The organism is Neorhizobium sp. S3-V5DH (assembly GCF_004343065.1).
GTDB classification, from domain to species: Bacteria; Pseudomonadota; Alphaproteobacteria; order Rhizobiales; family Rhizobiaceae; genus Neorhizobium; species Neorhizobium huautlense.
This window is the reverse complement of sequence record NZ_SMCL01000009.1, coordinates 125207-138437: the sequence shown is the minus strand read 5'-3', so window position 1 is coordinate 138437 and position 13231 is coordinate 125207. Positions and strand designations below refer to the sequence as shown.

Here is a 13231-nt window from a genome sequence, read left to right as displayed (position 1 = left end):
CGTGGACGTAAAATGACATCCGCCGGAAGGAACAATCGAAGCACACGCGGGTCCAATTCGCCCACCGGGAGGTAAATAACAAGAATATCAAGCTTGAAGCGCACCGTTGCGCATCTAGTTCAATGACAGATTACCTGGGCCGCAAGAGGCCACAGGTCACACGGGAGAGACTATCATGAAATACAAACTGACCCTTGCCGCGGCGCTGCTGTCGGCGACCTTCTTCGCGGGCGCTGCCAGCGCCAAGACCTTCGTTTACTGCTCCGAAGGTTCCCCGGAAGGCTTCGACCCCGGCATCTACACGGCCGGCACCACATTCGACGCTTCGGCTCATCCGATCTACAACCGCCTTCTCGAATTCAAGCCCGGCACGACGCAGCCGGAGCCAGGCCTCGCCGAGAGCTGGGAAATCTCCAGTGACGGCACTGTCTACACCTTCAAGCTTCGCCCGAATGTGAAATTCCAGACCACCGACTTCTTCACCCCGAGTCGCAACCTGAACGCCGACGATGTTGTCTTCTCGATTGGCCGCCAGATCGATACCAAAAACGCCTGGAACCAGTATATCCCGGGTGCCGCCTGGGAATATGCCGCCGGCATGGGCTTCCCGGAACTCATCAAGTCGGTGGAAAAGGTCGATGACCTCACCGTCAAGATCACGCTGAACAAGCCGGAAGCGCCTTTCCTCGCCAACCTCGCCATGCCGTTCGCATCGATCATGTCGAAGGAATATGCCGACAGCCTCGACAAGGCCGGCAAGAAGGAACAGCTTAACCAGATGCCGGTCGGCACCGGTCCGTTCACGTTCGTCGGCTATCAGCAGGACGCGGTTATCCGCTACAAGAAGAATGCCGACTACTGGGGTCCGGCTCCGAAGATCGACGATCTGGTCTTCGCAATCACCACCGACGCAGCCGTTCGCTATCAGAAATTGCAGGCTGGCGAATGCCACCTCATGCCGTATCCGAACGCAGCCGACGTCCAGTCCATGAAATCCAATCCGAACCTCACGGTTCTGGAGCAGGAAGGCCTGAACGTCGCCTATCTCGCCTACAACACAACCCAGGCTCCATTCGACAAGGTCGAAGTCCGCAAGGCGCTGAACAAGGCGATCAACAAGAAGGCGATCGTCGATGCCGTCTTCCAAGGCATGGCGACCCCGGCGAAAAACCCGATCCCGCCGACCATGTGGTCTTACAACGAGGCCACCCAGGACGACGCCTATGATCTGGACGCTGCAAAGAAGATGCTCGCCGACGCCGGCGTCAAGGATCTTTCGATGAAGCTCTGGGCGATGCCGGTTTCGCGCCCCTACATGCTGAACGCCCGCCGCGCAGCGGAAATCATGCAGGACGATTTCGCCAAGATCGGCGTCAAGGTCGAGATCGTTTCGTATGAATGGGCCGAATATCTCGATCGCTCCAAGGCCAAGGACCGTGACGGCGCCGTCATTCTCGGCTGGACCGGCGACAACGGCGACCCGGACAACTTCCTCGACACCCTGCTCGGCTGCAATGCCGTGGGCGGCAACAACCGCGCTCAGTGGTGCAACAAGGAGTTCGACGAACTCGTGAAGAAGGCCAAGGTCACGTCCAACGACGAGGAACGTACGAAGCTCTATGAGCAGGCACAGGTGATCTTCAAGAAGGAAGCCCCCTGGGCCACACTCGATCACTCCCTCTCCATCGTTCCGATGCGCAAGGGCGTGACGGGCTTCACCCAGAGCCCGCTCGGCGACTTCACCTTCGAAGCCGTCGATATCACCGAGTAATTTAGCGGCTCACAATGTTTTTGCCGCGGGGCGCGTTGCGTTTCCCGCGGCATTTTCTTATGAGACGCCAAAAAATGTGGCACAGACGCCTCAATCGCCGCTTCCATGGCTTGACAAAGCCTTGAACCGGCCAAGACCGAAACCATCGAAGGTTTTAGAATGTTTGGCTTCCTTTTGCGGCGCCTCGCCGTGCTGGTCCCGACTTTTATCGGGGTCTCTATCATCGCCTTTGCCTTTATCCGGCTGCTGCCGGGCGATCCCGTGGCCCTTCTTTCGGGTGAACGAGTCATGTCGCCGGAGCGCCATGCCGTTATCAGTCAGCAACTGGGTCTCGATCGGCCGCTGGTGGTCCAATATCTGGATTATCTAGGCGGCGTGGTGACCGGCGACTTCGGTTCTTCGATCGTGTCGAAGAAACCGATCCTCGACCAGTTCCTGGCCCTCTTCCCAGCCACGATCGAACTATCACTCTGCGCAATCATCATCGCGGTTGCACTTGGCATTCCGGCTGGCGTAATCGCGGCCATCAAGCGGGGATCGTTCTTTGATCAGGCGCTGATGGGCGTCGCTCTCGTCGGTTATTCGATGCCCATCTTCTGGTGGGGCCTGCTACTGATCATCCTCTTCTCGGGCACCCTGCAGTGGTTCCCGGTCTCCGGACGCATCTCGTTGATGTTCTTCTTTCCGCCGGTGACGGGCTTCATGCTGATCGATTCGCTGCTGTCTGGCCAGAAGGGTGCTTTCGCATCGGCACTGAGCCATCTGGCGCTGCCGTCGATCGTGCTGGCCACGATCCCGCTGGCAGTCATTGCGCGGCAAACGCGCTCGGCCATGCTGGAGGTCCTGTCTGAAGATTACGTCCGCACCGCCCGGGCAAAGGGGCTTTCGCCCTTCCGCGTCGTCGGCATCCATGCTCTGCGCAACGCCATGATCCCGGTCATCACCACCATCGGCCTGCAGATCGGCGTCATGCTCGCCGGCGCGATCCTGACCGAAACGATCTTCTCGTGGCCCGGCATCGGCAAATGGATGGTCGACAGCGTCTTCCGCCGAGACTACCCGGTCATCCAAGGCGGCCTGCTGCTCATCGCCGCCATCATCATGTTCGTCAATCTCATCGTTGATTTGCTCTACGGCCTGATCAACCCCCGTATACGGCACTAAGAAGGAGAAAATCCCATGGCCGATACCATCATCGACAAGCCGCCCGCGGCCGTTTCGACCGCCGCCATGCGCCGCCAGATGCTCAAGGAGTTCTGGTTCTATTTTTCCGAAAACCGCGGCGCCGTCATCGGGCTTTTCGTCTTCCTGGCGCTTGTCGTGATCGCGGTACTCGCACCCATCATCGCGCCGCACTCACCCTTTGAACAGTATCGCGATGCGGTACTGGTGCCGCCGATCTGGACCGAAGGTGGCCGCGCCGGATACCTGCTGGGCACTGATCCTGTTGGACGCGATATTCTTTCACGCCTGATCTACGGCGCTCAATATTCGCTGTTCATCGGCGTCTTCGTAACCACACTGTCGCTGGTGGGCGGTATACTGGTTGGTCTGATCGCCGGCTATTTCCGTGGCTGGGTCGACACAGTTATCATGCGCCTGATGGATATCATCCTGGCCTTTCCGTCGCTGCTGCTCGCCCTGGTGCTCGTTGCCATCCTGGGACCCAGCCTGACGAACGGAATGATCGCCATCGCGCTAACGCTCCAGCCGCATTTCGTGCGTCTCACCCGCGCGGCTGTGATGGCCGAGAAGACGCGCGACTATGTGACTGCGGCCCGCCTTGCCGGTGCCGGCCCGTTACGCCTGATGTTCCGTACGATCCTGCCGAACTGCACCGCGCCGCTGATCGTTCAGGCAACCCTTTCCTTCTCGAACGCCATCCTGGATGCGGCTGCCCTCGGCTTCCTCGGCATGGGTGCTCAGCCACCGGCGCCGGAATGGGGCACGATGCTCGCAGAAGCACGGGAATTCATCCTGCGTGCCTGGTGGGTGGTCACCTTCCCTGGCCTGGCGATCCTCATCACCGTCCTTGCCATCAACCTGATGGGCGACGGCCTGCGCGATGCGCTCGACCCGAAACTGAAGAGGTCCTGATCATGGCGCTTCTGCAAATAGACAATCTCACAGTCGAATTCGAAACCGCAACCGGCTGGTTCAAAGCCGTGGACGGGGTCTCGCTGTCGGTCCAAAAGGGTGAAGTGCTGGCGATCGTCGGCGAATCCGGGTCCGGCAAGTCGGTCGCCATGCTTGCGGTCATGGGGCTTCTCCCCTGGACTGCGAAGATCACCGCAGACCGCATGCTCTTTGAAGGCCGCGACATCCAGAAGATCAGCCCGGCCGAGCGGCGTAAGCTGATCGGCAAGGATATCGCCATGATCTTTCAGGAACCGATCGCCAGCCTCAATCCGTGCTTTACGGTGGGCTTTCAGATCGAGGAGGTACTACGCGTCCACCTCGGCCTCGACAGACAAGCCCGCCGCGCCCGCGCCATCGAACTCTTCAAGCAAGTGGGCCTGCCTAACCCGGAAGAGCGGCTGGGCAGCTTCCCGCACCAAATGTCGGGCGGGCAGTGCCAGCGGGTGATGATCGCCATCGCCATCGCCTGTAACCCGAAGCTCTTGATCGCCGACGAACCGACCACGGCTCTCGACGTGACGATCCAGAAGCAGATCCTGGACCTCATCATGTCGCTGCAGGCCAAGAACGGCATGGGCCTCATCATGATCACCCATGACATGGGCGTCGTGGCCGAGACAGCCGACCGCGTGGTGGTGCAATACAAGGGCCGCAAGATGGAGGAAGCCGACGTGCTCTCCCTCTTCGAAAACCCGAAGAGCAATTACACGAAAGCCCTGCTGGCGGCGTTGCCGGAAAACGCCACCGGCGACCGCCTCACCACCGTTTCCGCTTTCTTTGACGGAACTCCGGAACCTGCCCAGGAAACGGGATTGGGAGTAAATGCATGACCGATAACACCATGCTCGAGGTGCGCGACATCAAGCGCGATTACGAACTCTCCAGCGGTCTCTTCAAGCCCAAGAAGATCATTAACGCGGTGAAGGGTGTCTCCTTCAAGCTGGAACGCGGCAAGACGCTGGCAATCGTCGGCGAATCCGGCTGCGGAAAATCGACGCTTGCTCGCATGATCACCTTCATCGACGAGCCGACTGCCGGCGACCTCCTGATCGACGGAAAGAAGGTCGATACGCGCCCGGGGCGCCTCACCCATGAAATGCGTCAGAAGGTGCAGATCGTCTTCCAGAATCCGTATGGCTCGCTCAATCCGCGCCAGAAGATCGGCGATGTGCTCGGTGAACCGCTAGCGATCAATACGGATATGTCGGCGGAAGAACAGCGGCATCGCGCAAACGAGATGCTGAAGAAGGTCGGTTTGGGGCCGGAGCATTATAACCGCTATCCGCATATGTTCTCTGGTGGTCAGCGCCAGCGTATCGCGATTGCGCGCGCATTGATGCTGAATCCAAAGCTCCTCGTGCTCGACGAGCCGGTCTCGGCGCTTGATCTTTCGGTCCAGGCACAGGTGTTGAACCTGCTTGCCGACCTGCAGGACGAGTTCAATCTCACCTACGTCTTCATCAGCCACGATCTCTCCGTCGTTCGCTATATCGCTGACGAGGTCATGGTGATGTATTTCGGAGAGGCGGTTGAATACGGTACGCGCGATGAGGTCTTTTCCGACCCCAAGCACGAGTATACCCGGACACTGTTTGCAGCGACACCTCGCGCGGACGTCGAAACTATTCGCCAGCGTATTGCGAAAAAGAAGGCAATGGCCGCGGCCTGACTACTCCCCTGAAGGAGGTGGGGTGATCCATCTGAAAGATTACACCCCACCCACCGTTTCGCGGCGACCTCCCCTTCGGGGAAGGTTACAGCTTTCACTCCACGAATACCCTGACGCTCGCGGCTCTTCCCACGGCATCAATCACCGTCAGTGTCGAAAAGCCTGCCCCTTCCGGCATCCATTGATTGGTTCGCCGACGCGACAAATCGGTGAGCGGTCTTCCATTCGCCAGCCAGCGGAAGGGCGCCCGCCCGCCCTGCAGTTTCAGTGCCAGCGGCGAGATTTGCCCGGACCGAGCGCCAAGATCGACCCTTGCCCCTTCGGGGGGATAGACGATCTGCGGCGGCGGCTCTCGAGTTGAGGCCGAGATGAGGCCGGCCGCCGTCATCGAAAAGCGTCGCTGGCTGATCGGAAGATCGGCCTGCGCAAGCCGCACGACACCAGCAGGAGCCGACGGCAAAGGCGCGATCGGAACGCCTGATTTGGAAAAGGCTTCGAAGAGGATCGGCGCAGCGGTTTGATAGCCGGCAATGCCCGGCACCGCCCCATTGTCCGGCCGACCGACCCAGACTCCGAGCACATAACGACCGTCATAGCCAACGGACCATGCATCACGATAGCCGTAGCTCGTGCCAGTCTTATAGGCGATGCCGAGTCTCGGGCTCCCCTGTGGCGGCAGAACGTCCGACAGAATATCTGCGACGTGCCAGACAGCCTGCGGCTCGAGCAATGGCTCGCCCTCGATGAGACCCGGCGCCCGATCGACCCCGTTTCCGAGCAAGACGGGCTGTCCCTGATTTGCCAGCGCGGCATAAGCCTGCACGAGATCCTTGAGCGTGATGCCGACGCCGCCAAGCCCGATTGCCAGACCGGGTGCCTCATTTGGTGGCAGGACCGGCCGTATATCGGCTCGCCGGAAACGGATCATCAGCCGTGACGGCCCGACCGCATCGAGCAGACGCACGGCCGGCACATTGAGCGACAATTGAAGTGCCTGCCGTATGCTGACGTCGCCCTGGTAGCTCATGTCGAAATTTTTCGGCCGGTAGCCGAAGAAATCCGCCGGCCGATCTTCAATGATCGTCTCCTGGGAGACGATCCCCTGCTCGAAGGCTAGTCCGTAGATGAATGGTTTCAGGGTCGAGCCAGGCGAGCGCAGAACCCGCGTCATATCGATCCAGCCTGAACGGCTCGCATCGAAATAGTCCGCGGAACCCACCTCGCCGACGATTGCGCCGGTCGTCACATCCGCCATGACCATCGCGAGCGAAACCCGGGGGCTGAGCCTGGAGGTCGCCTCGCGGGCGACTTGTTCCAGTCCCTGCTGGATGCCGCGTCTGAGCGTCGTCTTGTGCTGTTTGATATCCGGTCGCTTTCGAGTAGCCGCTTCGGAAAGATGCGCGGCATAGGCCGGCAATTGCAGCCGCCGCAGCGGGATTGCCTCGCTCAGGGCACGCTCCGCCTCGCCCTCGCCCGTCAAGTCCGCGACGGCCGACCTCACCAGCACCCGCTCACGCGCTGCCTTCGCGCTTTGGGCATGCCGATCCGGACGCCGGCCTTCAGGCGATTGCGGCAGGGCCACGAGCAGGGCTGCTTCCGCCACCGTCAATCGGCGCGGCTCCTTGCCGAAATAGGCGAGGCTTGCGGCACGAATCCCTTCCAGGTTGCCGCCATAAGGCGCGTGGGTGAGATAGATTTCGAAAATCTCCTGCTTGCTCAAGCGCCGCTCTATTTGCAGAGCACGGACAAGCTGAATGAGCTTTGCAGAAAAGGAACGGGTTTCGCGCGGCTCTATCAGCCGAGCCACCTGCATGGAAAGCGTGGAGGCTCCGGAAACGATGCGGCCGTTCGTGATGAATTGCAGCGCCGCCCGGCCGAGAGCCAGAGGGTCGACGCCTGCATGGTCGTAGAAACGCTGATCTTCATAGGCAACCAGCATTTTGATAAACCGAGGATCGACGTCCTCCGCTGCGGTCTTCAGTCGCCAGCGACCTTCCGGCGTGGCAAAGGCCCGCAACAGCACACCATCCGCGTCCAGCACTTCGGTCGAGACGACCTGCGCCTTTTCAAGCGGCGGCGGGAAGGCCCGGTCGGCGGCATCAAGACCGGCGACCAGCCCGGCCACGAGGACCAAGCCGGCACCGATGCCGATCGAGAGCTTCCACCTGCGTTTCATGGGATCGAGCCGCCGCTATTGCGCGGCGAGCACCTCCATCTTGCCAGTTGCAGTCCGCGCCGAGAACTGCGGCCGGTACATATCTTCGACCTGCGCCGCCGGATGGTCATAAACGCCCGGCGTCACGGCGCGCACGACATAGGCGAGCGTGATCTGGCGATTATCGCCGGCGCTGCGATCGAATGCGGCAACGAAACGGTCGTTGCGGAACTCCGTATGCGCAGCCTGAACCTCCTCCAGCCAATCGAAATTCGAAAGGTTGGCGCTGTTGACGACGCTCGGATTGTCGATCTCAAAACCGGCCGGCAGCAGATCGGTCACGACGATGCGCGACGGCCACTCGTTCGTCTCGGTGATGGTCAGCACCGCCACGTAACGTTCATTCTGCTGCGCCTCGCTGACATTCACTTCCTCGCCATCCATATTGTAATAGGTTCGGGAGATTTCGAAACCTTCGCCACCGGCAGGAAGCGGCTGGGCAGGCGCCGCAACCGTGGTGATCGCCGCGGAAAGGGTTTCGCCGCTGTCGTTCCTGATCGTTACCGGATGGTCGATCAGCGCGTCACCCGTCATCTGCGACATCAGCGTCCCGCGGTGAGAAGCGCCATTGACGTTAAGCCGCAGGCTGTCGTCGCCGTTCTGCAGAGCACGGGCGGCGAGCAGCATCCAGGTCTGTTCTTGGGTGCTGGTATATTTCTTGGCGGCCCACTCCTTGGCAACGATATTCGCCAGCGCCGGCACGATCGGCGACACGGGTTTGCTCTCGGCGGCCAGTGCCAGGACCGCTGCGCCGTCCCGCAACGACGAACCATAGTCGGAGCGAGCCAGGCTCACCTTATGGATCTGCGCCTGTTCCGACATCTGCAGGGAATCTGCAAAAATGCTCTTTGAGCGCTGGGCATCCCCGTAAAGCGCCAGCGCCGCAGCAATATGGGCTTTGGCGAGAGGCGTCGGGAAGTCATTGAGCGCCGTGTCCGCGTAGTAGCGCAGATCGCTGATCGCGGCTTTCCGGTTTCGCGCGAGCACGTAGAGCGCATAGGCGATTTCGTTGCCCTGGTCCTTGATGTTGTTGGTATAGCCGAGCGTATTCTGCAGGTTCTCCAACGCCTGAACCAACGTCTTTTCCGGAACGTCGTAACCTTGCTCTCGGGCACGAGAGAGGAAGTCCGTCACATAGGAATCGAGCCACAAATCGCCGCCGCCCGGAGCCCAGAGGCCGAAACTGCCGGCCGAGGACTGGTACGAAAGCACGCGATAGATGGCGTCCTGCACCCGCTTCTTGATATCCGCATTGTCGGCCAACCCGTTCTGCACCGCCATTTCGCTGAGATAAAGAAGCGGAAGCGCGCGGCTCGTGGTCTGTTCGGCGCAGCCGTATGGATAACGGCTGAGGCCCATCAGCAGCGCCGGAATGTCGAAGGCGTTCGACCGGCTGACATTCACACTGACGGAGCCCCCGGGCAGGACACTGTCCGCAAGCAAGTTGGAATCAACTGTGAGGCTCGCCCCGGGCCGAAGCTCAACAAGCCGACGCTCCGTAATGGGCATCGACGCCGGCCGCACCGGGATATCAAGCTGCTGATACACGGAAGGTCCTGAAACGCTCGCCAGACGCACATAGACCTCACCATTGCCCGGTTCGATACCGGAAAGCGGGATTGTGAGATTTGCCTTTCCGCCTGCTGCGAGCTTTAGGTTCTTGCTCCCGTTCTGCCCGACTGAGACCGGATCGGTCGTCATGACAGTAAGCTGATAGTCGCCGGCCGGCGCATCCGTGTTGGCGATATCGAGACGCAGATTGCCCTGATCTCCAGGGGCGAGGAAACGCGGCATGCTTGCGGTTACCACGATCGGGTCGCGGATGATCACATCCTTGACGCCATGTCCGACCCCCAATTTCGACCAGGCGACCGCCATTATGCGGGCGGTGCCGTTGAACTGCGGAATATCGAAGGAAACTTTTGCTTTGCCCTCGGCGTCGAGTTTTACGGGGCCTGAGAAAAAGGCCACCAGCTTCTCCTTTGGCGGGCTCGCCTGCAGGGCAATGCTGCCGCCATCACCGCCGGTGCGCAGGCGGCCGGTGGCGCCGAGCGAGCCGTCGATAAGCCGGCCGTATATGTCGCGAATCTCAATCCCGAGGCGGCGCTGGCCGAAATACCAGTCGTCCGGTGCCGGCGGCTCGTAGCGCGTCAGGTTGAGGATACCGACATCGACCGCGGCGACCGTTACATAGGCGTTTTCATTTGCCCCGGCTCCGGCTACCTGCACGGAAATATCGAGCGGCTGACGCGGCAGCGTCTTTTCAGGCGCATCAACCGAGACCTGCAGGTCCCGATTTTCCGGATCGACCTTCAACCATGTGATACCGATCGCGCGCATCGGCATCCGGCTTTGCTGTGCCTCGCCCGGACGATAGAGCGTAGCTGTTACATAGGCGCCGGCGCCCCAAGCCGCCGTGACGGGAATTTCCACCTCACCGCCCTGCTCGCCCATGCTCGCCGCCTGCACGGTGATCAGCTCTTCAGAGCCTGCCGTCAGCATCAGTTCTCCGGCATAACGCGAGGAGACTTTGAGCTTCGCAGTGTCGCCGATTTTGTAGCTCGGCTTGTCGAGAGCGATTTCCAGTGCATCCGGCGTTTCGGTCGAGGTCGCGGTCACGAACCAGCCGGCGTCGAATTCCACGCTCGACGCGGGTCCGCCGACATCGGCAGTCTCGACCTCGAGCCTGTAACGTCCCCAGCCGACCGGGACGGAGATCCGGCCGCCATCGGCGGTGACGTTGACGGCACCATCGGCAATCTGGCTCGTGCGCGTTACCGGCTCGAAACGCCAGGAAGACCCGTCGCGATACCATTGGTAGTCGCGGTCGACCTTGATGAGCTTCCACGAAAGGCCGCGCATCACCTGCTTATTGCCGTCGGCGCCCACGACGATGACCGTGAAATTGCCGACCGAATTTTCTGCCAGATCTCCCGTAAACTCCGGCTTGATCCCGATACGAGAGCCCTCTGACTTGACGGGTAAGGTCATCGTGCGCTCGACGGCCCGGCCACCTGCCTCCTGCATCCGCACGACAATATCTGCGTTGACAAGCTGCGTGATCGATGGGATTTCGCTCACCAGCGCTTCGATGATCGATTTCCCATCCTCATCGGTCGGCTCCAGCTCATCGAGCGGTATCCTTACCGTCTCGGTTTCCTCTTCATCCGCCAATCCGAATTGATAGCCGGGAAACGCCGAATTTTCCCGGGTAGGCTTCAGCGCAATCTCACCTTCCAGATTGAGACCGGCTGCGGGCGCACCATAAAGGAAGCGCCCGTCGACGTTGATCGACGCCGGCTTGCCCGCTTCGATCTCCTTCGCATCGCTCGCCATCTCGAACTCGATGCGATCAGGCACGAAGTCATCGACGAGGAACGTCTTTTCGCCGATTGCGGAGCCCTTCGGATCCGTGAAGATCTGCATTGTCCAGGTGCCACGCATGGACGTCTGCTGCAGCGGCAGGCTCACGGCATAGCCGCCGAGCAAACCATTGCTGACCATCCGTCGATCCTCGACGCCGTCCGGACGCAGGAAGACAAAGGTGAGCGGTAGATTTTCGATGGCCGCGGCATCGACATCGCGGGCGAGGGTACTGGCGTAAACCGTTTCGCCGGGGCGGTAGATGCCCCGTTCCGTCCAAGGCAGGACATCGATGGCACCCGGCGCCGGGCGGCCTGTTACGCCGCGGTCCGAGAGATCAAAACCGGCGCGGGTCATATCGAGGAAGACGAAATCCTGGCCGCTGTTCTGTGCCGTCAGGACCGCCGGCACCATCCCTGCGGTGCCGCGCATCAAGCCGGCAGTGAAAACCGCGCGGCCATCCGCATCCGTCTTCGCGGTGCCAAGGATTTCATTGTTCTTGGCAAGAAGCTGAAGATCGACGCCGCTGATCGGCTTGGCGGAACCAAGCGAGCGGGCGAAGACATGCAGGCCGTCCGTACCGGCATAGGTGGTAAGACCGATATCGGAAACGACGAACCATTGCGTCGCTTTGCTGTCCCATTCCTGCGAGACCGTATTGGAAGCGGCCGCCGTCAGCACATAGACGCCCGGCTTTCGGGCGGGCAACGCTTCATCGACCGGCAAGCTCGTCACCACATCCTTGTTGAGTTCGGTGCCAATATCAATCGTTCCCTGCCAGACGAGCTCGCCGCTTTGCTGCTCGATCTGGCCGGCATTGTAGCCGTCCATCTGGGTGAGAAACTGCGAATTGGCGAGAAGCGAGGCGATATTCCGGTCGCCTATCCGGTAGAGCTTCAGGTCTGCCTTTTCCGTATTGACCGAAACGATCGGAATGCCGCGGCGGGCCGTCGAAGGCAGGACGAAACTGTCGCCGGTGAAGCGTACCGTCGCCGACCGGTCCTTGACGTAGAGATCAAGATCGATCTGGGCGACGAGCGGCTCGTCGACCGATGACGGGAGGCCGCGGCGGAGCGATAGCTTGTATCGCTGGCCGTGCGTCAGACCTTCGACGCAGATCTGGTTGTCCTTGGCTTCCATAGCCTTCGGCGCCTGGCCGTTGAGCACCACGAACGGAGCGTAATCGACACCGGCTTTCACCAGCGGCTCGGAAAATTGCACGCAGGCGCGCGGATTGGCGCTGTCCGCATCGACCGTATTACCCGTCACGCGGAAACCCTGGCGCTCGCGAAGGTCATTGTAGGCCGTCTGCACGGTACGGGCCTTCACCAACGCGAGGCTCGCTTTATAGGCATTCAGTGCAGAGCGGTAATTCTGCTGCTTGGTAAGCGCTGCTCCAAGAACCGCCAGTGCATCGGCGCGGCTTTGGGCCGTGCGGGACAGCTGGTAGCCGTTGATCGCAGCAAGGGTACCTTCGCTATCGTCCCTTGCGGTGCCGGCAGCACGCGCCAGCTCGATCCAGAGCGCACCATTATCGGGGGTCAACGTAAGCGCACCTTTGAGATTGTAGATCGCGGTATCGACATTGCCGCGGAGGAGTTCCGCCTGGGCGATCGTCTTCAGGTTTTCGACACCATAACCCTGCTGGTTATCCCCGAGCGTCAGGCCCTCTTTCTGCTCCCTGGCCTGCTGCAGCAGGTCCTCGGACAGGAAAGAGAGCTTTTGTGGTGCGCCTATGTCCGGCTCCGTGGCGACGTCAACGATCTTGCCCGCCACGGCGCCGGGAAAGGGATTGAGCTGGCCGTAGTCCGTCTTCAGGAAACACCACTTGGCCTTGACGTTATAGGTGAAGGCTTTGCATGCATTGTCGCCGATGCACGCCGCCTCGCATTGCGGCTGGCTGACGTTCTTCACGGTTCTGAGATCGAAACCGAGATAGTCGCTATCCGGTGTGCTCTCGATACGCCGCTCCGCAGCCGTCAACGGCAAGGCGAGAGCGAATGCGGAAAAGAGAAGAGCGGAAAAGCCGAAAAACGCGCGCCTGGACATGAACCGTCCCCCCAATGGCTGTCGT

The 13231-nt window shown here is 60.8% G+C and carries 7 protein-coding genes; 5 read left to right on the top strand and 2 right to left on the bottom strand.

What is annotated here, in order from left to right; all coding sequences use genetic code 11:
• The first annotated feature begins 175 nt into the window (after nt 1-175).
• From EDE09_RS14980 to EDE09_RS14960, 5 genes are all read left to right on the top strand, one after another.
• Nucleotides 176-1771 carry an ABC transporter substrate-binding protein gene (locus EDE09_RS14980; protein WP_105373083.1) on the top strand — a complete coding sequence of 532 codons (1596 nt, stop codon included), beginning with the start codon at nt 176-178 and terminating at the stop codon, nt 1769-1771.
• 159 nt (nt 1772-1930) lie between these two features.
• Nucleotides 1931-2935, top strand: a complete 1005-nt coding sequence (locus EDE09_RS14975; protein ID WP_105373084.1) for an ABC transporter permease subunit — start codon at nt 1931-1933, stop codon at nt 2933-2935.
• A gap of 15 nt (nt 2936-2950) precedes the next feature.
• Complete coding sequence (locus tag EDE09_RS14970) at nt 2951-3868, top strand: ABC transporter permease subunit (protein ID WP_132411326.1); 918 nt, start codon at nt 2951-2953, stop codon at nt 3866-3868.
• Between the two features lie 2 nt (nt 3869-3870).
• Nucleotides 3871-4740 carry an ABC transporter ATP-binding protein gene (locus EDE09_RS14965; protein ID WP_112800557.1) on the top strand — a complete coding sequence of 290 codons (870 nt, stop codon included), beginning with the start codon at nt 3871-3873 and terminating at the stop codon, nt 4738-4740.
• Nucleotides 4737-5579 (top strand): dipeptide ABC transporter ATP-binding protein, encoded by an 843-nt coding sequence (locus EDE09_RS14960; RefSeq protein WP_132411324.1) that lies wholly within the window; start codon nt 4737-4739, stop codon nt 5577-5579. The genes EDE09_RS14965 and EDE09_RS14960 overlap by 4 nt, the downstream gene beginning before the upstream one ends.
• 94 nt (nt 5580-5673) lie before the next feature.
• Here EDE09_RS14960 and pbpC read toward each other — a convergent pair whose 3' ends face one another.
• Complete coding sequence (gene pbpC, locus EDE09_RS14955) at nt 5674-7755, bottom strand: penicillin-binding protein 1C (RefSeq protein ID WP_132411322.1); 2082 nt, start codon at nt 7753-7755, stop codon at nt 5674-5676.
• A gap of 15 nt (nt 7756-7770) precedes the next feature.
• On the bottom strand, nt 7771-13206 hold the full coding sequence (locus tag EDE09_RS14950) for an alpha-2-macroglobulin family protein (RefSeq protein WP_132411320.1): 5436 nt from the start codon (nt 13204-13206) through the stop codon (nt 7771-7773).
• Nucleotides 13207-13231: the final 25 nt, after the last annotated feature.